At 65.8% G+C, this 26314-nt stretch carries 18 protein-coding genes and 1 pseudogene; 14 read left to right on the forward strand and 5 right to left on the reverse strand.

Annotated elements, in window-relative coordinates:
• Positions 1–630: 630 nt before the first annotated feature.
• From mutM to A7D17_RS15975, 4 genes and pseudogenes are all read left to right on the forward strand, one after another.
• Positions 631–1446 (forward strand): bifunctional DNA-formamidopyrimidine glycosylase/DNA-(apurinic or apyrimidinic site) lyase, encoded by an 816-nt coding sequence (mutM, locus tag A7D17_RS15960; RefSeq protein WP_064510014.1) that lies wholly within the window; start codon positions 631–633, stop codon positions 1444–1446.
• Positions 1447–1554: 108 nt separating this feature from the next.
• Positions 1555–2318: pseudogene (locus tag A7D17_RS23085) on the forward strand (IS5 family transposase).
• Between the two features lie 194 nt (positions 2319–2512).
• Complete coding sequence (locus A7D17_RS15970; protein WP_082862066.1) at positions 2513–3616, forward strand: DUF4380 domain-containing protein; 1104 nt, start codon at positions 2513–2515, stop codon at positions 3614–3616.
• Between the two features lie 69 nt (positions 3617–3685).
• Entirely contained in the window at positions 3686–5287 is a 1602-nt protein-coding gene (locus tag A7D17_RS15975) for an OpgD/OpgG family glucan biosynthesis protein (protein ID WP_064510016.1), read from the forward strand.
• Positions 5288–5853: 566 nt separating this feature from the next.
• Here A7D17_RS15975 and A7D17_RS15985 read toward each other — a convergent pair.
• Positions 5854–7098, reverse strand: a complete 1245-nt coding sequence (locus tag A7D17_RS15985) for a GAF domain-containing sensor histidine kinase (RefSeq protein ID WP_064509994.1) — start codon at positions 7096–7098, stop codon at positions 5854–5856.
• A 263-nt stretch (positions 7099–7361) separates the two neighbouring features.
• Positions 7362–7997 (reverse strand): thymidine kinase, encoded by a 636-nt coding sequence (locus A7D17_RS15990; RefSeq protein ID WP_064509995.1) that lies wholly within the window; start codon positions 7995–7997, stop codon positions 7362–7364.
• 204 nt (positions 7998–8201) lie between these two features.
• Between A7D17_RS15990 and A7D17_RS15995 the strand changes: the two genes are divergently transcribed.
• The 8 genes from A7D17_RS15995 (at position 8202) to A7D17_RS16030 (ending at position 18122) form a co-directional block, all read left to right on the forward strand.
• Positions 8202–10178 carry a UvrD-helicase domain-containing protein gene (locus A7D17_RS15995; protein ID WP_064509996.1) on the forward strand — a complete coding sequence of 659 codons (1977 nt, stop codon included), beginning with the start codon at positions 8202–8204 and terminating at the stop codon, positions 10176–10178.
• Between the two features lie 567 nt (positions 10179–10745).
• Positions 10746–11282 (forward strand): GNAT family N-acetyltransferase, encoded by a 537-nt coding sequence (locus A7D17_RS16000; RefSeq protein ID WP_064509997.1) that lies wholly within the window; start codon positions 10746–10748, stop codon positions 11280–11282.
• A gap of 51 nt (positions 11283–11333) precedes the next feature.
• A complete protein-coding gene (locus A7D17_RS16005; RefSeq protein WP_064509998.1) occupies positions 11334–12368 on the forward strand; it encodes a DUF4272 domain-containing protein in 1035 nt (344 codons plus the stop codon).
• Positions 12369–13032: 664 nt separating this feature from the next.
• Positions 13033–13944: an STM4015 family protein gene (locus A7D17_RS16010; protein WP_064509999.1), complete on the forward strand. Its 912-nt coding sequence runs from the start codon at positions 13033–13035 to the stop codon at positions 13942–13944.
• Between the two features lie 19 nt (positions 13945–13963).
• Entirely contained in the window at positions 13964–15094 is a 1131-nt protein-coding gene (locus A7D17_RS16015; protein ID WP_064510000.1) for an STM4014 family protein, read from the forward strand.
• Entirely contained in the window at positions 15087–15905 is an 819-nt protein-coding gene (locus A7D17_RS16020) for an STM4013/SEN3800 family hydrolase (RefSeq protein WP_204377366.1), read from the forward strand. The genes A7D17_RS16015 and A7D17_RS16020 overlap by 8 nt, the downstream gene beginning before the upstream one ends.
• On the forward strand, positions 15902–17263 hold the full coding sequence (locus tag A7D17_RS16025; protein ID WP_064510001.1) for an STM4012 family radical SAM protein: 1362 nt from the start codon (positions 15902–15904) through the stop codon (positions 17261–17263). The genes A7D17_RS16020 and A7D17_RS16025 overlap by 4 nt, the downstream gene beginning before the upstream one ends.
• 7 nt (positions 17264–17270) lie before the next feature.
• Positions 17271–18122 (forward strand): STM4011 family radical SAM protein, encoded by an 852-nt coding sequence (locus A7D17_RS16030; protein WP_064510002.1) that lies wholly within the window; start codon positions 17271–17273, stop codon positions 18120–18122.
• 158 nt (positions 18123–18280) lie between these two features.
• Here the strand turns inward: A7D17_RS16030 and A7D17_RS16035 are convergent, their stop codons facing one another.
• The gene (locus A7D17_RS16035) at positions 18281–18937 is read right to left on the reverse strand and encodes a YceH family protein (RefSeq protein WP_064510003.1); all 657 of its coding nucleotides are present in this window, start codon (positions 18935–18937) and stop codon (positions 18281–18283) included.
• A gap of 348 nt (positions 18938–19285) precedes the next feature.
• On the opposite strand from A7D17_RS16035, the gene A7D17_RS16040 reads away from it, so the two are divergent.
• Both A7D17_RS16040 and pyrF read left to right on the forward strand, forming a co-directional pair.
• Positions 19286–20251, forward strand: coding sequence for a 5'-nucleotidase, lipoprotein e(P4) family (locus tag A7D17_RS16040; RefSeq protein ID WP_064510004.1), 966 nt, complete (start codon positions 19286–19288; stop codon positions 20249–20251).
• Positions 20248–20979, forward strand: coding sequence for an orotidine-5'-phosphate decarboxylase (pyrF, locus tag A7D17_RS16045; protein WP_064510005.1), 732 nt, complete (start codon positions 20248–20250; stop codon positions 20977–20979). Before A7D17_RS16040 ends, pyrF begins: the two co-directional genes overlap by 4 nt.
• Before the next feature lie 353 nt (positions 20980–21332).
• Here pyrF and A7D17_RS16050 read toward each other — a convergent pair whose 3' ends face one another.
• Complete coding sequence (locus A7D17_RS16050) at positions 21333–22862, reverse strand: tryptophan halogenase family protein (protein WP_064510006.1); 1530 nt, start codon at positions 22860–22862, stop codon at positions 21333–21335.
• 110 nt (positions 22863–22972) lie between these two features.
• The gene (locus A7D17_RS16055; RefSeq protein WP_064510007.1) at positions 22973–26005 is read right to left on the reverse strand and encodes a TonB-dependent receptor; all 3033 of its coding nucleotides are present in this window, start codon (positions 26003–26005) and stop codon (positions 22973–22975) included.
• Between the last annotated feature and the right edge of the window lie 309 nt (positions 26006–26314).

Consider the following 26314-nt stretch of genomic DNA (forward strand, 5'->3'; position numbering starts at 1 on the left):
CTCAGTCCGACAGGACTGGGGGTTTGTTTTTGTCTCCGATTTAAGCCCTTCGCACTGTCCGCCGTCAGTGGGTGGCTTGGCAGGAGGCGCGGAACACTGTGAGGACGGCCGGGAACGCACCGGCACATGGCGCTTCTCTCTTGGCGAAGTCGGTACGATGGAAAACGCCTAAGCCACCACAGTGCGTCAACCATCGTTGCTTGCGATGCAAGGCCAAGGCGAGGATGCGGTGCCCGGCCCGGCAGGGCGTCCATCCATCCGTGTTCCAAGCCAGATACGGCAACGACCCAAGCTTGATGCGCTCCTCCGCTGGCCAGCGCCGCCTGCACCAGTCAAAAAGGGGCCAGAAGCCGCCCGTGGCCCAAGACACATTGCGACATGACATCCCAAGCTTGCTGCGCCCCATGCTGGGCTGCGCTGCTTGCACTAGCCAAAAGGGCGCGCGTACCCCCAAAACAGGAGCTCACACCCCCGCACGGTGAAAGGAGGGAGCCAACGGCGTGGCTGGTCGGGTGGTGACTTCATTTTCTAGTGGCCACTAAGCTGTGCGCCTGCAGGTGTATTGTTTTTGCCCGGCGGATCTCCATCTTGGGTCTTGCCGGTGCATGGCCGGTGTTGCTGGATGTCCGGATGCCGGAGTTGCCCGAAGTCGAAACTACTGTGCGAGGTCTGGCGCCGCACCTGGTCGGGCAACGCATTCATGGCGTGATCCTGCGTCGTCCGGATTTGCGCTGGCCCATTGCCGAGCAGATCGAACGTTTGCTGCCTGGCGCCACCATTACGCAGGTGCGGCGACGCGCGAAATATCTATTGATGGATACCGATGCCGGTGGCAGTGCATTGCTGCATCTGGGGATGTCGGGCAGCCTGCGCGTATTGCCGGGCGATACCCTGCCGCGGGCGCACGATCACGTAGATATCAGCCTGCAGAATGGACGTGTCCTGCGCTTTAACGACCCGCGCCGGTTCGGATGTTTGCTATGGCAGGCGGATACGCAAGTGCATGAGTTGCTTGCGACCCTGGGCCCGGAGCCATTATCCGACGCATTTACTGGAGATTATCTGCATGCGCTGTCGCGCGGGCGTCGTGCAGCCGTCAAGACCTTTCTGATGGATCAGGCCGTGGTGGTCGGTGTCGGCAATATCTACGCGGCTGAGAGCCTGTATCGCGCGGGAATCAGTCCTTTGCGCGAAGCCGGAAAGGTTTCGCTCGACCGGTATCGCCGGCTGGCCGCTGCAGTCAAAGAGATACTCGGCTATGCCATCCAGCGCGGGGGCACTACGCTGCGGGACTTTATCAGTCCGGATGGTGCACCCGGTTATTTCGAGCAGGAATTGAATGTCTATGGGCGTGAGGGCGAGCTCTGCAAACAGTGCGGGCGACTGTTGAAGCACGCCACTATTGGACAACGTGCAACGGTGTGGTGCGGTAGCTGCCAGCGATAAGGGGTAAACCCATGATGGCTGAAGCCACCTCGGCAGCTGGATCACTCCGTACTGCGGATGAGTTAGGGCCTGTTAACACTAATGATTTAAGCGATTAAACTATCTGGCATGGAGATCACGCCCGCACAATTTGCCCTCATTGAACATTGCTTACCTGCGCAGCGCGGCAATGTCAGCATGACCAACCTGCAGGTGGTCAACGCCATCCTTTACGTCGCAGAGCATGGCTGCAAATGGCGGGGCCTGCCCAAGCGCTTTGGCAACTGGCACACGGTCTATACACGCATGAACCGTTGGGCCAAGGCCGGTGTGCTCGACCGGATGTTCGCGCAATTGCAGAAATCGCAGATCGTGCGCATCAAAATCGAGGCAGTCTCGTTGGACTCCACCAGCATCAAGGTGCATCCCGATGGCACTGGCGCATTAAAAAAAACGGCCCACAAGCGATCGGCAAGTCCCGCGGTGGATGGAACACCAAGATTCATCTGGTTGCCGCAGATGCTCGAACAGCCATCACGTTCGGATTGACGCCTGGCAACGCACACGACGCACCCGCAGGCCGCACGTTGCTTGAACACCTGGGGCCAGTGGAGCGACCGACTCATCTGTTGATGGATCGCGCTTACGAAGGCAATGAAACCTGCCAGTTGGCGCTCGATCTTGGCTTCGTGCCGGTGGTCCCACCCAAGTCCAATCGGGTCGATCCTTGGGAGTACGACCGGGAAATGTACAAGCGACGCAACGAAGTGGAGCGACTATTCCGTCGCTGAAGGGCTACCGCCGGATTTTCACACGCTTCGAGAAGCTGGACGTCATGTTCCTTTGGATTCCTCAGCTTTGTGCTGACCGTTGATGGGCTTCGGATGTGTTAACAGGCCCTAACGCAGTAACACCACATCGCACGTCTGCATGCCATCCAATCAAGCATCTGGGACAGGCGTTGCGTAACGACCGACGACACCGCAAAAGCATCATTGCGTTGGTCGCTGCCGACTTTCCAGCGTGCGCGGCTAGTGTCCCGGCGGGGACGGCGCCACAATCACGGGTCTCACGCCCGGAGTGCCACATGCCCACGATGCCGCACCGCTTCGATTTCCTGTGGATTGCATTGGCGTTGACGCTGCTGCCTTGGAGCATGGCGCGGGCCGATGCGCCGGTTCACGAAGAAACGGCAACAGTAGAGAGCATCCGCTTGAGTAACGAGGTGCTGGAACTGAGCCTGACGCCGGCATTCGGCGGACGCGTGCTGTCCTTCAACCTGCATGGCCAACCAAATGTGTTGAAAGTGGGAGCCGCGGTGAGCCGGCAGCCCACACCCGCGGTGTCTGCCACCGCTGGCGATGTGCCGTATCTGGGCCACGATGTCTGGGTGGGACCGCAGAGCCAGTGGTGGTTGCATCAGCAGGTCAATCCGCAGCGCAAGGCCGCCGCTGCGGTGTGGCCGCCGGACCCGTATCTGTCGTTGGCGAGTACCCGTGTGGTCACGCGGGGACCAGGCCAGGCGAGCCTGCAGGGCGTGCCCAGCCCGGTGACGGGCGTGCAGCTGAGCAAGCACGTCGAGGTTTCCAGGACACGCGTGGATAGCGTGGACCTGCGGGCCACGGCGCGCAATATCCGCAAGCAGGCGATCGCCTGGGACCTGTGGTTCAACACGCGGGTGGCCGCGAGTACGCGGGTCTTTGTGCCGGTGGCGAACAGGACCGATGTGCGTGTGCAGCCACCCAGCGAGGCGGGTACGACGGCGCCGGTCTTCTCGCACCACGCAGGCGTCCTTGCATTGCGCGCCGATGCAAGGGGTGACAGCCTGATCCAGCGTGGCAAGCTGTTGCTGCAGCCATCGGCAGGCTGGATGGCCGGGTTTGCCGGGAAGCAGGTCCTGGTGATTCGCTTTGCGCATCAGCCGTTGGCGGCAATCCATCCCGAGCAGGGGCAGGTGGAGTTGTATCTGGATGCGCCACCAGAGCATCCCGAACAGGGGTTGCTGGAAATGGAAGTGCATGCGCCGTACCGGCAGCTCGCGCCAGGGGCGCAGATGCAGGCGCAGGAACAATGGACCTTGCTGCGCTACACCGGGCCGGACGAAGAGCAGGCACAACGGCAGTTCCTGTGCAGCAAGGCCGGGGAGCTGGGCCTGGACCAGGCCTGCGCGGCTGCACCCCAGAGACCTTGAGTCCCCGCATGCGCGTCCACGGCGGGCTGTGGCTATGATGTCGCCATTCCTTAGCTCAGACCGATGCGCATGCAACGACGCCACTTCCTGAAGAATGCCGCTGCCGCCCTGGCCGCGCTCGGTTTACCGGCGGTGCCGCAGTGGGCATTGGCGGCCAAGGCGGTGGGACTGCGTCGGCTCGGTCAGCCGCAACCATTCGACTATGCCTGGCTTAAGGGGCAGGCGCGTGCGTTGGCTGCCGCGCCGTACAAGAGCCACAAGCAGGTGCTGCCTGGCCCGCTGGAGGCTTTGAACTGGGATCAGTATCAATCGATCCGCTACCGCCAGGACCACGCGTTGTGGGCCGATGGCAATGGCAAGTTTCAGGCGAAGTTCTTCCACCTGGGCCTGTATTTCCATACCCCGGTACACATCTACGACATCGTCGATGGCAAGGCGCAACAACTGGCCTACGACCCGGCTGCGTTCGATTACGGCAGCAGCGGGCTGGGCGGCAAGCAGTTGCCCAAGGACCTGGGTTTTGCCGGCTTCCGCCTCAACACGCGCAAGGACACCGACCGCGACTTTGCGGCGTTTCTGGGTGCGAGCTATTTCCGCGCGGTGGGCAAGGAAGGCCAGTACGGGCAGTCGGCACGTGGGCTGGCGATCGATACCGGCACCGGTGGACCAGAAGAATTTCCGGACTTCATCGCCTACTACCTGGAGCAGCCGGCCGACGACTCCGACACCGTAGTGGTGTACGGCCTGCTGGACTCGCCCAGCGTTGCCGGCGCCTATCGCTTTGCCATCACCAATGGCGAGGTGCTGGTGATGGACATCGACAGCGCGCTCTACCCGCGCAAGGCCATCGAGCGGCTGGGCATCGGCCCGTGTACCAGCATGTACCAGGTCGGCGAAAACGATAGCCGCATGGACTGGGACTGGCGGCCGGAGATCCACGACACCGACGGCCTGGCGATGTGGACCGGTGGCGGCGAATGGATCTGGCGGCCGCTGTGCAATCCGCCGCAGCTGCGTTTCAACATGTTTGTGGATGAGAACCCGCGCGGCTTCGGGCTACTGCAGCGCGACCGCAACTTCGACCACTACCAGGACGACGGCGTGTTCTACGAGAAGCGCCCGTGCCTGTGGGTGGAGCCCAAGAGTGGTTGGGGCAAGGGCTCGGTACAACTGGTCGAGATCCCGACCGTGGACGAGACCTTCGACAATATCGTGGCGTTCTGGAATCCGCAGGCCAAACCGCAGCCGGGGCAGGAACTGTTGATGGGCTACCGGCTGTACTGGGGCGCGCAGCCGCCGGCCAGTTCGCCGCTGGCGCATTGCGTGGCCACCCGCACCGGGCTGGGCGGTATCGTCGGACAGAAGCGCAGCCACTTCTCATGGCGGTTTGCGGTGGATTTTGCCGGAGGCGAGCTGCCGGCCCTGGTCAAGGACGCAAAGACCAAGGTCGAAGCGGTGATCCAGGTGTCGCGCGGCACCACCGAAATCGTCTCGGCGCGCCCGTTGCACGAGCTCAAGGGCTACCGGGCGATGTTCGACCTGGTGCCGCCGGACGAGAGCACCCAGCAGATCGACATCCGCCTGTACCTGCGCGCCAACGGCAAGCCGTTGACCGAAACCTGGCTCTATCAGTGGACACCGCCGCCGGCTAGTGAGCGCAAGCTTTACTGAGTTTGCATGCCGGGTATGCGGAACGTGTGTGCTGCCATTCCGCGTGGGTGCTGCAGTCTTCGATCGTCGCGGTGATGCGCTGAGCAATGGCGCGTTGCCAGGGATGCCACGGCGTAAGCATTGGCTATCTGCGGGTATGAGGAGTGATATCCGAACGCCTGCGGTGTCGTGAGCACTGCCCGATAACGCTCTGCTGGCAGCGGCGACGCAGGAGGTCTGAGATGAGAGGGCGATCGATGCACGCTGCACTTGGCGCGCGACGTGCCTTGCGCATGGCAGCCACGGATTGGGCGTTCGGTCAGCACGCGATCAAGCAGTGCCGCACTGCAGGGGTGCTCAGGGGCGTGGCTGCGAGGTGCGAGTCGTCTGCGACGTCGCGGATGCACCGCAGAGCTTTCCAGAGCCGGGGCAACCTGATGAGTCGGCCGAGCTGGCACTGCAGCCAACCGCAGGCGGCACGTCACCGTGGTGCGCTGCATGACGAGCGCGGCGAGGCCACATCGCGGCTGTAGGGACCGACTTCGATACGCGCTGCCAGGATGATCGCAGTCGGTTGGTCGGCGCGATCAGGCCGACGTCGTGCCGTTGATCAGTTGCAGGCGCGTACGCGGCCGTGCGCAGGACAACTCCACGCGGAAGCAGGTGCCGTTCTTTCCGCTGGTGATGCGCAGCTCACCCTGGTGCGCCTGTGCGATCTGCGCGGCCATATGCAGGCCCAGATCCACTTCCGGGACTGCGCGGCCGCCGCTGTGCACATGCGTGGAGGCGTGCAGCACATCCAGCCGGCGTGGATCGATGCCGTCCAGATTGCAGACCTCAAGCCGTAGACGGCCCTGCTCGGTGACCGCCACCGCCTTGATCAGCGAACTCTGCTGGCCCTGCACCACCGCGTTGATCATCATGCTGCCGAACATCTGCGCCAGCCGCACCGCATCGCCATGCACCGGCTCGTCGATGGCCACATGGGTGGACAGCACCTGATTGGGATAGGCGGCGCGGGTTTCGTCCACCACCTGCGAGAGCGCATCGGACAGGTCGCTGCCATTGCCGTAGTCCAGCTGCAGCCAGTCGCGCTCGATACCGCGGGCAAAATCGCAAGCGAAGTCGATCAGCTCTTCCATGCGCTGCAAGCTGCGCTGCATCGAACGGATGGCGCCGCCCTGGCGTTGGTTGATCGGGTCGATGGTGAGCATGTCCACCACGGCGTGCATGGACTGCAGCGGATTGCGCAGGTCGTGCCCCAGGATGCCGATGAATTCTTCACGCAACCGCGCCGAGGCACCGGCGCGACCGAGTTCGCTACGGGCACGCTGCGATTCCTGCGCACTCTCCTCGGCGCGCTGCTCGGCCTGGATCTGTGCGGCCAGCAACTGCGCCAGCAGCTCGACCTTCTCCACCAGCTGCCGGTCCATGACCCGTGGCAGCGGATCCAGCGCGCACAACGTGCCGAACACGCTGCCATCGTCGAAGCGGATCGGCACCGAGACGTAGCTTTCGAAGCCGTATAGCCGCGGCGAAGGATGGTCGCGGTAGACCGGGTCATCCGAGGCGTGGCCGAACCAGACCGCGTTGCCCTTGACCCGCACGCTGTCGCAGAACGTGGTGGCCAGCGGCAGTTCGTCGCCAGGCACCAGACCGAAGGCCAGCTCGTCGCGCACTTGACAGGTGATCCAGCGCGCCTCGGTCACGCGCGCGACCGCGGCAAAGCCCATGCCGGTCAGACGGGTGAGGATGTTCAGGACATCGGGGACCGAGGAGAGTCGGCCAACGCGCGCGATGTCGGCGCGGAGCTCAGCGGGAAGCGGACCCATGCATTGCCTCCCGAAAAGTGGATGGTCGCCAGTTTACAGGACAGCAGTTGGGCCTGGTTGGGCGTCCGGTTGCTGCCATGCGGGTATCACGATACGCCTGTCGGCCGACCTCGGCGATGCGGCTGCAACCGCATGCCCGGGAAGGTCTAGCGATGGCAATGAACCGTATAGCTGGGAACGCGACGTCGCGGTGGCCGTACGCGTTCCTGATCGGCGTCGCCCTGCGCCTGCTCGGCGCGGCAGCTGGCCGATCAGGCAACGACCTAGCTGCCTGCAGCCGGCAACGGCAGGGCGATCTGCAACGGGTCGATGCGGCCTTCGCCGCGCATGATCTTCTTGAACTCGGCACGGCTGACGGACACATAGCGTTCGTTGCCGCCAATCTCCACCTGCGGGCCGTCCTGTACGGCATGGCCGTGCGCATCCACGCGGACGGTCATGGTGGCCTTGCTACCGCTGTGGCAGATGGTCTTGATCTCTTCCAGTTCGTCGGCCCAGGCCAGCAGGAACTGGCTGCCTTCGAACAGCTCGCCGCGAAAATCCGTGCGCAGGCCGTAGCACAGCACCGGAATGCGTAGCCGGTCGACCACCTCGCTCAATTGCCAGACCTGCGCGCGGCCAAGGAATTGCGCTTCGTCCACCAGCACGCAGTGCAGCGGCCCGTCGGCGGCGATGTCGCGTTCGACCAGCTGGTGCAATTCGGTGCTGCGGTCGAACGTGCGCCCGTCCGCCCGCAGGCCGATCCGCGAGGCGACCACGCCGCTGCCGGCGCGGTGATCGAGCTTGGGCGTGAGGATCAGCGTGCGCATGCCGCGCTCGCGGTAGTTGTGCGCCGACTGCAGCAAGGTGGTGGTCTTGCCGGCATTCATCGCCGAATAATAGAAGTAGAGCTTGGCCATGGCGCGATTTTAGCGGGCCGGGCGGGGAGATGCGGAAGGCCGCCGCTGCCTGGCATGGCCGGCCGATGCTGCACCAGGACCGCGCCGCCGTGCTCTGCGAACGCGCTGCGGCAATCCTGGGCGCTTGCCGGCGCCACATGAACCCGCTGCGTCGGCCAGCCGCTGCCCGCCCCGGTACAATGGCGCGCTCTGTCGGAAGCCTCTATGCACGGTCTCAATCCCCCGCAAAGCGCCGCAGTGCTGCACTGCGAAGGTCCCTTGTTGGTGCTGGCCGGTGCCGGCAGCGGCAAGACGCGCGTGATCGTGGAGAAGATCGCGCATCTGATCGCCATCGGCCGCTATCCGGCAAAGCGCATCGCCGCGATCACCTTTACCAACAAGTCGGCCAAGGAAATGCGCGAGCGTGTGGCCAAGCGCATCCGTGGCGATGGCGCCGACGGCCTGACCATCTGCACCTTCCACGCGCTGGGGCTGAAGTTCCTGCAGATCGAACATGCCGCAGCCGGGTTGAAGCGTGGCTTTTCGATCTTCGATTCCGACGATGCCGCCGCGCAGATCAAGGACCTGATGCATGGCGCCAAGCCCGATGCGATCGAAGACGCCAAGAACCTGATCTCGCGCGCCAAGAATGCCGGGCTGTCGCCGGAACAGGCGATGGCCGCAGCACGCAGCAACCGCGAGAAGGAAGCGGCCAGCCTGTACGAGCGTTACCAGGCGCGGCTGACCACCTTCAATGCGGTGGACTTCGACGATCTGATCCGCCTGCCGGTGCAGATCCTGGAAGCCAACGAAGAGATCGTGATGGGCTGGCGCGAACGCATCGGCTACCTGCTGGTGGACGAATGCCAGGACACCAACGATGCGCAATATCGGCTGCTGAAAATGCTGGCCGGCCCGCGCGGCAACTTCACCTGCGTGGGCGACGACGACCAGAGCATCTACGCCTGGCGCGGCGCCAACCCGGAAAACCTGCAGCAGATGGGGCGCGATTATCCAGCGCTGGAAATCATCAAGCTGGAACAGAATTACCGCTGCTCCAACCGCGTGCTGCGCGCGGCCAACGCCTTGATCGCGCACAACCCGCACGAGCATTTGAAAACGCTGTGGAGCGACCAGGCCGACGGCGAACGCATCCGCGTGTGGGAGTGCCGCGACAGCGAGCACGAGGCCGAAAAGGTGGCCGCCGAAATTTCGTTCCTGGGCACTGCCAAGCAGGTGCCGTGGAGCGATTTTTGCATCCTGTTCCGCGGTAACTTCCAGTCGCGGCCGCTGGAGAAGGCGTTGCAGTTGTTGCGGGTGCCGTATCACCTGACCGGCGGCACGGCGTTTCTGGAGCGGCAGGAGGTCAAGGACCTGCTGTCGTGGCTGCGCCTGATCGTCAACCCGGACGATGATGCCGCCTTCCTGCGTGCGGTGCAGTCGCCCAAGCGCGAAGTGGGTGCGACCTCGTTGGCGCGACTGGCCGAACTGGCCAGCGGCAAGTCGGTGCCGATGTCGCGTGCGGCCGAGTCAATGGGCGCATTGCAACAGCTGCCGCCGCGTGCGGCCAATGGACTGAGCGCGTTTACCGACATCCTGCGCGAGATGCGCCAGCACTCCACCAGCATGCCGGCGGGCGAACTGGTACGCATGCTGGCCGACACCTCCGGCCTGCTCAACGACCTGCGCAACCAGTCCAAGGACGAAACCGGATTCCAGCGCCGCAAGCGCAACCTGGACGAACTGGCCGAGTGGTTCGAAGGTGGGCCGCGCGGTGCCAGCGCCAGCGATCTGGCTGCGCAGCTGGCGCTGTTGTCGCGCAACGACAAGGACGATGGTGGCAACCAGGTGCGCATGATGACCATGCATGCGTCCAAGGGCCTGGAATTCCGCTATGTGTTCATCGTTGGCTGCGAAGACGGCGTGCTGCCGCACGAAGTCAGCCTGGAAGAAGGCAATCTGCAGGAGGAGCGCCGCCTGCTGTACGTGGGCATCACCCGCGCCAAGCAGCAGTTGTGGATGAGCTACAGCAAGCTGACGCGCAAGTTCGGCGAGCATGTGCGGTTGAAGCCGAGCCGGTTCTTCGATGAGATCCCGGCAGCAGAGCTGCAGCGCGACGGTGCCGACCCGTTGGCTGATGCCGAGCGCAAGAAGGAGCGCGCCAGTGCGGGCTTGGCAGCGATCCAGGCGTTGTTCGACTGAGGTCGACTGAGCCGCGCGGGCAGCGTTGTGCCACATGCATCAAGAGGTGAGCCTGGTACGCAAGACGGCGCTGGGCGTCCGCCGGAGGCATGCGGGTGAGTGCATGGCACACATCGGTTGCCAAGCGTGCCTGGCGCTTCGCCTTTTGAGCCGGCTGCAGTGCACGGCACCGAGTGGGAAGGGACGGAGCGCATCGTGGACGTAGCGGCCGTGATGCGCTGGCGGTCAGGCATGCATCGATGCCCGGTATTGCCGCTCGACCTGCGCACTACGCACTGAGGCACGCGGCCTGCAACAGACGCGGAGCAGCCCGGCATGCAGGCCCGGCGTGGTCGCTCGCACCGTCGCTGGAACGGCCCAAGGCTGGAGCGCCGCTGGCCGGGCAAGCGAGCCGGCAACGCGCCGATGGCCGGAACGACGCACCGGTGGTGCATGCGAGTTGCCCCACCCAACCAGAGTGATATCGCCAACCGTGCGCGTGATGCAGCGTGGCCATGCGTGCTGTCGTCAGGCTTGTCAGTGCCACTGCCGCACGGCAGTCTGAGGTTCCCGCCAACGGAGTGCGCCGTGACCGTCATCCTCGAAACCGCACGCGTGCGCTTGCGTCTGCTCGATCCCGAGCGCGATGCCGAGGCGATGCTGGCGCTGGTCAACGATCCTGCATTCATCGCCGGCATCAACGACCGCGGTATCCGCACCCGCGAGCAGGCGCGCGCGCATGTATGCGAATGGGCGCAGGCGCATCAGCAACAACACGGCTTCGCGCACTGGGCGCTGGAAACGCGCGACGGAAGCATCTTCATGGGCACCTTGGGTCTGTTGTGCCGCGAGACCTTGCCGGTGCCGCATATCGGCTTTGCGCTGTTGCCCGCGTATCGCGGCAAAGGCTATGTGACCGAAGCCGGGCGTGCGGTGCTGGAGCATGCACACCGGGTACTGGGATTGACGCAAGTGTGCGCGATCGTTTCGCCAGGCAATGCGGAGTCGATCCGCGCGCTGGAAGCGCTGGGACTGCGCTATGAGAGCCTGCGGGTGCTGAGTCCCGGCACCGAGGCCGTGGCGTACTACACGATCGACCTCGGCCCTGGTGGCGTGGACAGCTGAGCGGGGCTGCGTCACCCTGCCGGCTGTTTTCCACCGCACAGGGAGGCCTGCATGGCACTGTTGGTCAACGCCTATTCCACGCTGCGCACGCCGCTGTGGCCGGACTTTCTGCCAAAGACTGCCGTGCAACATCGCGACCATGCCGATCCAGAACTGGCCAACCATCTGCATGGCTTTGTCGGCTATGTGAATCAGGCCGGCGATGGCCAGATGACCCAGGCGCGCTATCACCTGATGCGGCATGTGCAGCGGGTGCGCCAGCACTTCAGCTTCGAGGTGGACGATGCGGCGTTCGGCGCGTTGGCGCAGTGGGCCGAGCAGGCCAATGCGGTGTGCTTCCTGGCCGACGGCAGCGTGCGCGACCCGCAGGGCCGGGTGCTGATCAGCCAGGGCGAGCCACCACTGGATGAGCAGGCGCAGCTGCCGTATCCGCCGGACGCGCTGGAGCGCCGCGCGCGGCAGCACGACCAGCTGGCAGCGCTGGGCATCCGCGTGCCGCCGAGCCTGCCGCCGGTGCCGGGGGAGGCCGAGGCCCGCCTGCGCACGCCGGACAGCATTGCCGCGCGCATGCTGGCGTTGTTTGCGGTGGCGCTGCGGGCGGAAATCCTGGCCGCCGGCGATACGCCGCCGTCACTGACCGACATGGCCGAACGCCTGCCGGGACTGCAGGCCGCAGTGTCACCGCAGGAACAGGCATTTTTCGAACACGCGCAGCCGGATGCGCAGCAACTGGCCAACTTCGGCTGGCGCTATGAAAGCCTGGCGCTGCTGCAATGGGCGGTGGGCATGACCGACACCCTGCCGCTGCCCACCGCTCTATGCGATGTGCCCGGCGTGGCGCAGCGCGCGCTGGAGCGGGCCGAGATTTCCACGGCACCGCCGCCAACGCTACGCCCGTTGCCCGAGCTGCTGGATGCGCTGGACCGCCACCTGCGCCTGCACTGGGCAGTGCGCCAGGCCGGGCAATCCGGTCAGACGGCCCCCGCCGGCATCGTGCCCGGCGTGGTGTACGAGCGACATTACGCGCTCAACTGGCTGCTGCATTTCGAAGACGCCGACTGGGACCAGGTGGATACACCGACCTGAGCGATGGCATGCGCCGTGGTCGCGCGCCCCGCGCGTGGATCAGCAGAGGGCGCATGCACGCGTCGTCGCCTGCCGGATGACGGCACGCGGTATGGACGTGCCCGGCCGGCCGACGTGCCAGGAGCACAGCATGGCGGAAGTGCGTACCGCCAGGTCGTGCGGACCTGCGGATCGCGCGTGCGGCTGCATGCCGGCTTCGGCACGGCTCGGCCCAGAAACGAAGCGGCATGCGTCAGCGAACGATCGGTATACAGGTCCAGCAGGCGGCCCCGGCCGTCATGGAACAGCAGATGCCCGGGTTGTTCGCGCACGTTGGCTGTGGCCCCGGCGGGCCAGTCCAGCGCGGCGACGATGCCACCGTCGTGATGGCGCACCACCAGGTAGCGCGAACCTTGTGACCACCGCAGGGCCACCAGGAATCCCCATTCCAGCGCCATCACGCGCGAGCCGGCCAAGGCGCCCAGGCCGGTACTGTGCCTGGACAGACAGCATTGCCGGGGGGAGAGCTGTGCGCGTGCCGGTAGTGCGCCATTGGAGTCGGGACGCGCCTGCGGCCGCTACGCGGACGATCGGTGGTGGACAATGGAACGGGCAGCCCCGCTTAACGAGGCTGCCATGGACGTGCAGGTATCCTGCCCGCTCACCGAGCCAGGGAGGCAATGCAATGACCATTGGTCAGTATTCGGAATTCTATCGTGGCAAGCGGGTGGTGGACTTCAGTGTCGATCAACCGGCCAGCGGCGGCGATGTGGTGTACCGGCTGTGCCAGGAGTACGAAGGCGAGGACACCCAGGCGGCGCTGCTCGACAGCCTGCTGGCGCAGGTCGATCCGGCCAGCATCCAGGCGCTGATCATCGGGCCGTGGCGCGAATCCTTCGAAGAAGGCCCCAGCGGCTATCTGCAGCGGTTGATCGAACGCCGCGACGAATTGCCTGCGCTGCGCGCGCTGTTCGTCGGCGACATGACCTTTGAAGACTGCGAGATCTCCTGGATCATCCAGACCGACTACACCCCGCTGCTGGCCGCGTTTCCGGCGCTGCAGTCGCTGCGCGTGCGCGGTTCCTCGCAGTTGAAGCTGACGCCGTTTGCGCATGCGCAGCTGCAGGAACTGGCGATCGAATGCGGCGGCCTGCCATCGGCGATCGTGCAGGCGATCGCCGAGTCCACGCTGCCGGCCCTGCAGCACCTGGAACTGTGGCTGGGCGTGGAGGATTACGGTTACGACGGCGATCTGGGAACCTACCAGCGGCTGCTGGCGGCGATCGGCCCCGAACGGCTGCGGTATCTGGGCCTGCGCAACGCCGCCAACACCGACGAACTGGCGAGCTGGCTGGCCACCCAGCCGTGGCTCGGTGGCCTGGAGACCCTGGACCTGTCGCTGGGCACCATCGGCGACGCCGGTGCGCGCGCGCTGGTCGAAAGCACCCAGCTGGGCCAGCTGCAACGGATCGATCTGAGCCATCACTACATTTCTGCGCAATGGCAGGCGCGGCTGGCAGCGCTGCCGGTGACGGTGATCCTGGAGGATCCCGAAGAGGAAGACGAGGACGAGCGCTACGTCGCCGTCTCCGAGTGACGTGAGCGTGCCTTGGGTCGTGGTGGGGCCGCGGGACAGCCGCAGGATCGCGGCCCTGCAGCAGGCATTGCAGGCGCAGGGCCAGCCTGCGGCGGCAGTGTTCGACTATCTGCAACTGCTGCAGACGCCAGCGCCGCTGCAGGACTGGCTGGCCCGCCACCCGGCCGCGCGGGTCAAGCTCGAATCGCCCGGCGAGGCGCCCGACCTGCATCAGGCGCTGGTGTCGCGCGGCTGGCGTCGGCTGGGAGCGCAGGGCGCGGCGCCGGCACCGCTGGCGCATGGCGAGCTGGCCCATCAGCAGCTGTGGTATGCCGGGTTTGCGGACCTGCTCGCGTCGCTGCCGGCCGCGCAGTATCTGAATCCGCCCGCCGGTCTGCTGGCGATGACTGACAAACTCGCCTGCCAGCAGCGCCTGGCCGCTGCGGGCGTAGCCGTGCCCACGCTGTTGGGCAGCGTGGGCAGCTATGCCGACATGCACGCCTGCCTGCAGGCTTCGGGCTGCAACCAGGCATTTCTCAAGCCGCGCTATGGATCGTCCGGTGCCGGCGTGCTGGCGTATCGCTGGCACCGCGATGGGCGCCAGATCGCCAGCGGCTCGGCCGAGTTGGTCGTGGAGCAGGGCCGCGTGCGGGTATTCAATGCGTTGCGCCAGCGCCGCTACACCCAACGCACCGAGATCGCGGCGCTGGTGGATGCGATCGCCGCGCAAGGCGCCTATCTGGAGCGGTGGATTCCCAAGCCGCGCGCGCCCGGCTTGCCGGGCCATCACTACGACCTGCGGGTCGTCGCGCTGGATGGCGTGGCGCGGCAACGCGTGGCCCGCGCCAGCCGTGGCCCGCTGACCAATCTGCATCTGGGCAATACGCGTCTGCCAGCGCAGGCGTGGCAGGGCGCAGACGTGGACACGCTGGTGTCGGCCACGGTGGCGCAGGCCGCGCGCGTGTTTGCCGACTGCCGCATGATCGGCTTCGACCTGATCCAGCGTGACGGGCGCTGCCACGTGCTGGAAGCCAATGGTTTTGGCGACCTGCTGCCGGAGCTGCGCTGGCAGGGGTGCACGACCTACGAAGATCAGGCGGCACTCGGCACTATCGCTGCCGCTGCCGCTGCCGCTGCCGCTGCCGGCGACGGGCGACGACGGCATGGTTGAGCCATTGCCGGACATGCACGCCATTGTCGGTACGCGCGACATCGTGCTGATCACCCTGGACACGCTGCGCTACGACGCCGCGCAGCGCTGCTTTGCGCGCGGCGAACTGCCGGTGCTTGCGCCGTATCTGCCGGCCGATGGCTGGGAACGGCGGCATACGCCGGGTAGTTTCACTTATGCAGCGCATCTGGCGTTCTTTGCCGGCTTCCTGCCCACGCCTGCCCGCCAGGGCCCGCATCCGCGCCTGTTCGCGCTGGCCTTCGATGGCAGCGAGACCATCGTGGCGCAGACCCAGGTGTTCGCCGACAGCGGCGACATCGTCGATGGTCTGGCGCGCTGCGGCTACCACACGCTGTGCATCGGCGGCACCGGCTTCTTCAACAAGCGCAATGCGCTGGGCGCACAGTTGCCCGGCCTGTTCCGCGAGAGCCACTGGACGCCGGCATTCGGCGTCACCTCACCCGACTCCACCGAGCAGCAGGTTGCCCTGGCCTGCGCGCGGCTGGGCGACCGGGCGTTGCGCGACACGCGCTGCTTTTTGTTCATCAACGTCTCGGCGCTGCACCAGCCCAATCGGCATTACGTGCCCGGCGCCGTCAACGACGACTTCGACAGCCACTGCGCCGCACTGCGCTATGTCGATGCCGCACTGGCGCCGCTGTTTGCCACCTTGCGCGCGCGCGGCGGTGCGTTTGCCATCGTCTGTTCCGATCACGGCACCGCCTACGGCGAGGATGGCTACCATGGTCACCGCCTGGCCCACGAAGTGGTGATGACCGTGCCTTACGCCCATTTTCTGGTGCCTCCATGAGCTTGCCCTCGCTGGCCGAGTTGCTGCGGCTGCCGCCGTATCAGGCCTATTCGTACTCGTATCCGCACAAGACCAGTTACCGGCCGCTGCAGCCGTCCGTGCCGCTGCAGCAGGTGTGGGCCGACGAACCGCGGCAGGCATTGTTCCTGTACCTGCATATCCCGTTCTGCTCGTACCGCTGCGGCTTCTGCAACCTGTTCGCGCTGGCACGCCCGGCACCGGCGCAGGTGGAGGCGTACCTGGCGCAGATGGAACGGCAACTGCAGGCCACCGTGCAGGCGCTGGGCGAGCACCGTTTCGTGCGCTTTGCCATGGGCGGCGGCACGCCAAGCTACCTGGATGCGGGGCAGTTGCAGCGGGTGTTCGACATGGTGGCGCGCCACGCGACCATCGCGCTGGACGCGATCCCGGCCGGCATCGAGGTCTCGCCGGAAACCGTGGATGCCGAGCGGCTGCGGGTCTGCCGGCAGGCCGGCATCGACCGCGTCAGCATGGGTATCCAGAGTTTCAGCGCCGCCGAGGTGAGCGCGCTGGTGCGCCCGCAGCAACGCGCCACAGTGGAGCGGGCGATCGCCATCATCCGCGAGCAGGGTATTGCCACGCTGAATCTGGACCTGATCTACGGTATCGCCGGGCAGACCGTGGACAGCTTCCTGGCCTCGATCGACAGCGCGTTGCAGCACGCGCCGGAAGAGCTCTACCTGTACCCGTTATACGTGCGGCCGATGACCGGGCTGGGCCGGATCGAGGCCAAGCCCGGCGGGCGGCGCAGCTTCGTGCTGCAACCCGAACCGCTGGACGAACGCCTGGCGCTGTACCGGGCCGGGCGCGACCGGCTGCTGGCAGCCGGCTACACCCAGGTTTCGATGCGCATGTTCCGTGCCCCGCATGCACCCGATGGCGACGCGCCGGTGTACTGCTGCCAGAGCGATGGCATGGTCGGCATCGGCTGCGGTGCGCGCTCGTATACCGCCGGGCTGCATTACTCCAGCGAATACGGGGTGAGCCGGCGCTCGGTGGCCGACATTCTCGAGCATTACCTGGAGCGCGACCCGGCCAGCTTTGCGCGCGCCGACTACGGCATTGCGCTGGATGCCGACGATGCCCGGCGGCGGCATGCGATCCAGTCGCTGCTGGTGGTGCCGGGGCTGGACCGCGATGACTTCTGCCAGCGTTTCGGCATGGACTGCCTGGACGCCTTGCCGCAGCTGCAGGAGTTGCTGGCGCTGGGCCTGGCGCACTGGCAGGGCAGCCTGCTGGCGCTCACCGCCGCCGGCATGGAGTGCGCTGACACCATCGGCCCGTGGCTCACCTCGGCGCCGATCGTCGAGCGCATGCAGCAGTATCAGGTTGGATAAGCCGTCGATGCATCTGTCGCTGCTCTACCGTGGCCGGCTCAGCAGCTGCAATTACGCCTGCGATTACTGCCCGTTTGCCAAGACCTACGACAGCGCCGCCGCACTGCGTCGCGACGCGCAGGAGTTGGCGCGGTTCGTCGGCTGGGCACAGGCGCAGACGCGGCCGTTGTCGATCCTGTTCACGCCCTGGGGCGAAGGCCTGGTGCGGCGGCATTACCGCGAGGCGATGGTGCAGCTGAGCCAGCTGCCGCAGCTGCGCCGCGTGGCGATCCAGACCAATCTGTGCGTGGGCCTGCGCTGGCTCGACGCGGCCAATCTCGACCGCCTCGCACTATGGTGCACCTACCACCCCAGCCAGGTCACGCGCGCGGCCTTCCTGCAGCGTTGCCAGGCATTGCGCCAGCGCGGCGTGCGCCACAGCGTGGGCATGGTGGCCGCGCATGCGCACCTGGACGAGATCGAGGCGCTACGCGCGGCCTTGCCCGACACCACGCCGATGTGGCTCAACGCCTTCGATCCGCGCCCGGCGGACTACTACACGCCCGAGCAGGTGCAGCGTTTGAGCCGGATCGATCCGCACTTCGGCTACAACCTCACTCCGCCGCCCAGCTTCGGCGCGCCCTGCCTGACCGGTGAATCGGTGCTGTCGGTGGATGGCGACGGCACCGTGCGGCGCTGCCACTTCGTCGATACGTCGCTGGGCAATCTCTACGACGGCAGTTTCGCCGCGCAGCTACGTGCCCGCAGCTGCCCGAACACGCGGTGCGATTGCTTCATCGGCTACGTGCATCGGCCTGACCTGCCGTTCCAGGCCGACTATGCGGGCGGCGTGCTGGAACGGGTGCCGGCGACGGCGTGATCCGGCCAGCACCGGCCGCTGAGGTGCCCCGACGCGACGCACGGCTGGCAGGCAGTGCGCCAAGGACTGTCGCGCAGTGACCGCAGTACGCGTGATCCGTGCTGCAGCAAGCATTGGCCGCGCGATTGGCGGCTGCGCAGGCCGCTCGCGCCTCGCGCTTACTCGCCCACGCGAGCGCGCAGTTCGGTGACCTGCTCGCGCAGTTCCTGCAGCTGGTCTTCCAGGCTCTGCACCCGCGCTTCCAGGGCTGCGGTGTCGGCGCCGCGCGGCGCGCTCTCGCGCGTGGCAGCTGCGGCCTGCAGTGCGTCGAGATCCAGCGCGCCGCTGAGCAGATGCATGTAACGGTCTTCGCGCTGGCCGCTGGCACGCGGCAACTGCACCGCCAGGCCGCGCTGGATCAGCCGGTCCAGGTGATGGCGCACATCGTCGGCATCGTTGAAGCGCGCCAGCCGCTCGCTGCGCGCGAACAGTTCCCCCAACGTCTGCGGCCCGCGCAGCAGTAGCAGGCCGATCAACGCCACCTGCTGGCGGGTCAGGTCCAGCACGCTGCCCAGCTTGTGCTCGTAGCGCTCGGCGCGCGAGGAAAACTGCTGGCGCACCAGTCCCAGCGTTTCCAGCTGGCGCAGCGCGTGATGCACCACGCCGGTCTGCAGATTCAGCACCGGCTCGCGCGCGGTCTTCTGGTTGGCAGCCACCTGCGCGGCGTTGACGGTGAGCGGGTAGGCGTCCGGGGTGGTGGCCTCTTTTTCGATCAGGCAGCCAAGCACGCGGGCCTGGGCGGTATCGAGCACGGGGATGGACGATGTGTCTGTCATGCGGCAGCTCCTGGGCAATCAGCAAGGAAGGATATGCCGATCCCGTGCCTGGCGGTCTGCGCGTCGCTCGCCGTGCAGCGCCGGGCTCAGGGCCGTGTGGCGATGGTGTTGCGGCCATCCCCGCTGCGTGTGTCCCCACGTCATCGCCCAGCGTGTTGCTGGCGGCAGGTCCGCGTGCCCCGCAGCGGGCGAGCCAACCGTGCAGGCAGTGGAGCGATGTCTTTGTCGCCGCCTGCCGCACGCCTCGCAACGCGCCAGGCAGGCCGGCGCGCGTCGGCGGCGGAAACGGGCAGGGCAGCACCGCGCGAACCCGCTAAAATCGTGGGCTTCATTGCCGCTCCTGTTCTGGTGGATGCCATGCGCCCCTCGCTTTACGCACCGTTGTCCCTGCTCGCCTGCACCGCGCTGGCCTTGAGCGCCTGCAAGCCCGGCCAAGAGGAGATGGGCCAGCGTGCGCAAGCCGCTGCCGTGTCCGCCAACGCGGCCGCCAGTGCCGCTTCGGCGAAACAGGCCTCCACGGCCGCTGCTGTCGCCATCCCGGCCGGCGACGACAACCTCAACGCGGTGCTGTGGATGCAGCGCTCGGAGGAATACCGCGCCGTGGCCGAGCAGACCTACCGGGCTGCGGCCGACAAGCTCGATGCCGCGCTCAAGCAGCCCAAGTGGGACGCGCTGGTCCCCGAAGAACGTCGCAATGCCGCCACCGGCCTGAAGCCGGCGGTGGTGCTGGACGTGGACGAGACCGTGCTGGACAACTCGCCCTACCAGGCGCGTCTGTTGCGCGATGGCAAGGAATACGACGAGTTGAGCTGGGACCAGTGGGTGGCCGAAAAGAAAGCCAAGCCGATTCCGGGCGTGGTGGATTTCGCCAAGGCCGCCAACGCCCGCGGCATCACGCTGATCTACATCTCCAACCGCGCGGTGCACTTGAAGGACGCCACCCTGGCCAACCTGCGCAGCGCCGGCCTGCCGGTGGCCGACGACAGCGTGTTCCTCGGCCTGGGCACGGTGGTGCAAGGCTGCGAGCAGAGCGGCAGCGAGAAGAACTGCCGCCGCCAACTGGCCGGGCAGAAATACCGCGTGCTGATGCAGTTCGGCGACCAGCTGGGCGATTTCGTGCAGGTCAGCGCCAACACCAGCCAGGCGCGCGGCGCGCTGCTGCAGCAGTACCACGACTGGTTCGGCGAGCGTTGGTGGATGCTGCCCAATCCCAGCTACGGCGGCTGGGAGCCGGCGCAGTTCAACAACGATTATTCCCAACCCTGGCAGACCCGCCACGACGCCAAGCGCGCCGCACTGGAGCTTGCACGATGAGCCGTCCCCCCTTGCCGCTGGCCGCGCACGAGCGGCTGATCTTCGCGCTGGACGTACCCGGCCATGACGAGGCGATCGCCTGGGTCGACCGCCTGGGCGAGTCGGTGTCCTTCTACAAGATCGGCATGGAGCTGCTGGCCTCGGGCGAGTACTTCCATGTGCTCGATGCGCTGGCCAGGCGCAACAAGCGCGTGTTCGTGGACCTGAAGTTCTTCGACATCCCCGCCACCGTGGCCGGTACCATCCGCCGCCTGGCGCAGTGGCCGGTGAGCTATTGCACCGTGCACGGCTGGCATGCCGGCATGCTGCAGGCCGCCGCCGAGGCCAACCAGGGCGACATGCGCCTGCTGGCGGTGACCGTGCTGACCTCGATGGGCCGCCCGGACCTGGCCGCGATGGGCATCGACCGCGAACCGGTGGAGGTAGTGGTGGAACGCGCGCTGGCTGCCCAGGCCGCCGGCATCGACGGGGTGATCGCCTCCGGCCAGGAAGCCGGCCCGATCCGCCGCGCCACCGGCCCTGCGTTTTCGATCGTGTGCCCGGGCATCCGCCCCGGCGGCCCGGTCGGCGACGACCAGCAGCGCACGGTGGGCGTGGCGCAGGCCTTTACCGATGGCGCCGACGCGATTGTGGTCGGCCGGCCGATTCGCCTGGCTGCCGACCCCGCAGCCGCTGCCACCGCCATCCAGGACGAGATCCGCGCGGCGGTGATACAGCACCTGGCCTGAGCGGCAGTCGCTCAGTTGCCGCAATGAGCGATATAAATCAATGGTTTAGGTGGTAATAATTAAAGCATTGCTTTAATGTGAAAGTCTCGTTAACATGCCGGTGTCCGATGTCAGTCGGAAGCTGTGCCACTCATTGTCCACCGGGCGTGTCCCGGTTTTCGAAGGGATCGGGCCTTGTGCCCGATCCTTTTTTTTTGGGGCGACGCTTCAGGTGGTGGCTCGGGGCGCGTACTGCCACCGGCTGGTGCACACGGCAGTGGCGGCCGAGGCGACCTTGCGCATCGCCCGCCATGCCGTTCGCGTACCCGTCCGATGGATGCAGCGGCATTGCCTTCGGGTCGCTTGCCGTTCGGTCATCGCGCTTGGCGTATCGCTGGCGCCTTGCAATAGCGGTCGATGAACTGCTGGTGGGTCGGCATCACGTCCACGCAGTGCGAGATGGTCTGCGCCACGCTGGCCAGAAAGCCTTCGGCCTCACGGTCGGGTACCTGATCCACCAGCGGGTGATACCCCTGCGGCAGGATGCCCTGGCCCACCATCACCTGCACCCAGCTGATCTCGGCAAACATCTCCTCGGCGTTGCGGTAGAAGCGCCCGCTGTCGCGGAACAAGTCCAAGGTGGTCTGTAGTTCCGGGGTGATCGGCATGTGGCGGCAGTGGCGCCAGAACGCGCTGTCGTCGCGTTCGGTGGCGTGGTAGTGCAGCAGCAGGAAATCGCGGACGCGGTCGAACTCGAACGCCAGCCGGTCGTTGTAGCGCTGCACCAGCACCGGGCTGATGCCCTCGCGCGGGAACAGCTCCAGCAACCTGGAAATACCGGACTGGATCAGATGGATGCTGGTCGATTCCAGCGGCTCCAGGAACCCGCTGGCCAGCCCCAGCGCGACCACGTTGCGATTCCAGAACTGCTTGCGCCGCCCGGTAGTGAAGCGCAGCGGACGCGGGTCGCCCAAGGGCGCACCGTCCAGGTTGGCGAGCAGCGTGGCAGCGGCTTCGTCGTCGCTGATGTGCGCGCTGCAATACACGTAGCCGTTGCCGGTGCGGTGCTGAAGTGGAATACGCCACTGCCAGCCGGCCGCGCGCGCAGTGGAGCGCGTGTATGGCGTGGGCGGGCCGATTTTTTCGCAGGGCACGGCCAGGGCGCGGTCGCAGGGCAGCCAGTGGGTGAAGTCGTGGTAGCCGGTGTGCAGCGCGTCTTCGATCAACAGGCCGCGGAAGCCCGAGCAATCGATGAACAGATCGCCGGCAATGCGCTGTCCGGACTCCAGCTGCAGCGATTGCACGTGGCCGCTCTCCGGATGCAGCTGCACCTGCGCCACCATTCCTTCAAGACGCACCACGCCACGCTGTTCGGCGTATCCGCGCAGGAAACGTGCGTATTGGCTGGCGTCGAAGTGATACGCGTAGGCGATGTTGGCCAGCGGCGAATTGGCCGGCACATCGCCGGCCGAGGTCATGAACTTGCCGCGCGCTGCAGCCACGGTATTGAGCGTATAGGCGCCCAGCGGCTGCGCGGTGCCGCGTGCGTGCTGCTTGATCCAGTACTGGTGGAATGGCAGCAGCCCGAGCGGGTGCCCGATCTGGGTGCCGAACCCGTGGATATACGCCGTGCCCGGGCGTTGCCAGTCGACAAACTCGATTCCCAGCTTGAAGCTGCCCTGGGTCTGGCGCACGAACTCGGCCTCATCGATGCCGAGCAGGTTGTTGAAGGCCTTGATATGCGGCACGGTGGCCTCGCCCACACCCACGGTGCCGAGCTGTTCGGATTCGATCAGCTGCACGTTGAAGGTGGGCCCGAGCACGCGCGCAAATGCGGCGGCCGCCATCCAGCCGGCGGTGCCACCACCGACGATGACGATGTTGCGAAGTGGTGCGGGGATCATGCTGCATTCGATCCTGTACGAAAGTGGAAACCACCAACAAGCGAACGGGGCCAATCGGCCCCGTTCGGATCATATGCCAGCACAGCGCAGGCACACGGCGTTGGGCTGCATCAGAACTTGGCGCCAACTTCCAGCACGACACTGCGTGGCACGTAGCTGATTTCGCCGTTGTCGACCACGGTGATATCGGGCTGCAGGCGACCGTCGCTGCCGAAGCTGTTGTACTGGTACTGGGTGAAGTTCTTGAAGTTGAAGGCGTTGAGCACGTTGATGCGTGCGTTGAGCTTGAAATCGCCCACCACCGTGAACTCCTTGTTGGCCTGCAGGTCCACGGTGCGGTAGCCCCAGATCTTGCCACCCAACAGGAACTTGCCGTTGCCCGGCGGGGTCACGCCCACTGCCTGGCAGGTGCCACCGTCCGGATCGGTGAAGCCGTAGCAGGCGATCGTGTTGATCGGCTCGGGCGTGGCCAGCACCAGCTTGGCACCGAAGGTCACGCCCCACGGGCCATCGATGGAGCCGGATGCGACGAAGCGATGCGCCGACACGGCATCGGACTTCACGAACGGATAGTCGCGGATGGTGGCCTTGTCGAACGCGAACGGCTCGTCGATGGTGCGGTTCTGGCGCGCGCTGGTGTGGGTGTAGGACAGGTTCAAGCCCCAGCCCGATTCCTTGGTGTAGGGCTTTTCGGCCGACAGCAGGACCTGGCTGCTGCGTTGCTCCAGACCGTTGTAGCCAAGGATGGTGTTGCGATACCCCGGCACCGGCTCGCCCCAGGGCACGCTGCCATTGGCGTCGAAATACGCACCGTTCGGGTAGCGGTTGACGAGGCTCATCACCAGACCGTCGTAGGCCAGCACGCGCTGGAAGGTGACGTCGGTCAGCCAGTCGCCTACCTGATTGCTGATACCGATGCTGTACTGATCGCTGTACGGAGTCTTGAGCTTGTTCTTGAACATGAAAAGCTCGGAGCTGTCGTTGGTGCCCGGGATGGTGTTGAGCTGATCGATCCCGCTGAGATACCCCGGGTTCCACGGCGTGCATACGCGGTCATCGCGGAAGCAGGGCTGCCCGCTGGCGGCATCGCTGAAATACACCACCACCGGCGACAGCGCAGCCTTGACTGATTCCAGCGCGAGCTGTTCGAACAGGTTGCGATCGTAGGAGCGGCCGGCACCGCCATGCAGCACTGCACTCTCGTCGCCGAAGAAGTCGTACGAGAAGCCGAAGCGCGGCGCCCAGGCATCCTTGAAGTTCTTACGGTTGTTGCCGGTGCTGATGTAGTCGGCCACGTTGATGCCGCTGGGCAACAAACGGTTCGCCCATGGCTGGCCCGGGTTGTCCGGATCGTCGGAATACAGCGCATTGATAAACGGCTGCGAGGTCACGAAGTCGGTGTACGCCGGTGTGTCTTCGTAGTCGTAACGTACGCCGATGTTGAGCATCAGCTTGTCGTTCACCGCCCAGTCGTCCTGCAGGTAAATGCCGTACTGCTTGGACGGCGATTCCACCACCGGCACCTGGCCGGGGTTGTCGAACGCGCGGATGTAGCGCACCTGGAACGGAACCGGCGCGATGCCGTTCTGGCCGACCTCATAGCTGAACTGGGGGTTGAGCGAGCTGGACTCGCGCGAGGTCAGCTTGATGTCGCGATAGGTCACGCCGGTCTTGATGGTGTGCTCGCCATGCCACTGCAGCGCGTTGAAGGTGAGATCGTTCTGGAAGGACCAGCCCTTCTGACTACGCAGTTTGAAATCTTCGCCGCTGGCTGCGCCGGTATTGAGGAACACCCACTGGCGCGGATCGGCTTCGGTACGGTCGATGTAGGTATAGATGGAGCCGTTGCCAGTGCCACGCGGCGTCGGCACGTTGCGCGAATCCTCGGTGGTGAGGATGGCCTCGTTGAACCAGCTGTCGGCACTGTGCTGCCAGCGCAGGCTGGTGCGCTTGTCCTTGTTGATCTTGTCCACCGCGCGGTCCGGTGCGTTCTGGCCACCGACATTACTGACCTGGGTTTCGTCGCGGTACTGCGTTGCCAGCTCGATACGATCGTTATCGGTCGGTTCGAAGTCGATCTTGCCGAAGTACAGGTCTTCGGTGAACGGCATGTTGGACGCACCGAACTGATCGCGCAGGTTCGAGGGCAACAAGCCGACGAAGGGCGAGGCTTCGGCACTGGGCTGCACGCTCTTCGGCGCTACATTGTCCTTGCCTTCGTAGGCGAAGAAGAAATGCATGCGGTCCTGGATCAGCGGCCCGCCGATGGCAAAGCCGTATTCCTTGGTTTGCGAGTCGACCTTGCCGTTCTCTTCGTCCGGACGCTCCTTGCGCAGGTCCTGGTTGGTGAAGCGGTAGAACGCCTCGCCATGGAACTCGTTGGTGCCGGACTTGGTGGCCGCGGTGATGGCCGCGCCGCTGATCTGGCCGTATTCGGCCTTGTAGTTGGACGTGATCACCTTGTACTCGCCGATGGCGAGCTGCGGGAACGGATTGCCCTGGGTTTCGTCCTGGCCTGCAATGCCGCCGCCGGAGACGTAGCTCTTCTGGCTCACACCGTCGATATACAGATTGCTGGAACTGGCGTTGGATGCACCGCCACGCAACTTGGTGTTGCCGTCCTGGTCGATGGTGAACACCATGCCGGGAACCGTGTCTGCAAATTCGAGGAAGTTGCGCGTGGCCTGCGGCAACTGCTGAATCTGCCGTAGCGACACCGTGTTCCCCACCTCGGACGTCTTGACGTCGCGAATCATCGGCGCGCTGACCGTCACCGTATCCAGCGTGGTCGCATCGCCGGCCGGGGCGGTTGCCGTCTCGGTGCCGAGATCGACGGTGGCGCTGGAGGCGACCGACAAGGTGACCGTGCGGCTGACGCCGTTGGATTCGACCTTATAGGTGCCCGGCTGCAGACCGACGATGGTGTAGTTGCCGTTCGCATTGACCGGTGCGCGTCGCACCGAGCCGGTGGCCAGATTGGTGACGACCACTTCGCTGCCGCTCTGCGCGGAAGCGACCTGTCCGCGCAACGTGGCGTTGCTGGACTGGGCCATGGCCGGGGTGGTGGCGAACAACGAGGCGGCCAGGGCGCAGCACAACAGACTGCGCGCCGGCAGGGTGGAGACGGTGCGGTGATTCTTCATGACTTTCCCCCTCCCAGGGGTAAAGCGCGACACAGCGGAGTGACTGGCGCGTTGGGTTGGTGCTTTGGTGTGGAACACGGGAACGGCAGGCAACAACAGCCGAGTGGCTGCAAGAACGACAAAGGTCTACGGTGACGGGCGGCTGCTCCTTCAGGCACGGGTCAAGACGGGGAACGCATTGGCGGCGGGTGGCCGATGCGGCGCATCGGCATTCAACGGGCGATGCACATGCGGGCGATGCGCCAGTGCGTGCCATGTACACCTGCCAGCACGGGCAGTCGCCCGGTGCTGGCAATCGCTGGCCAAGCG

Source organism: Xanthomonas floridensis (assembly GCF_001642575.1).
Taxonomy (GTDB): Bacteria; Pseudomonadota; Gammaproteobacteria; order Xanthomonadales; family Xanthomonadaceae; genus Xanthomonas; species Xanthomonas floridensis.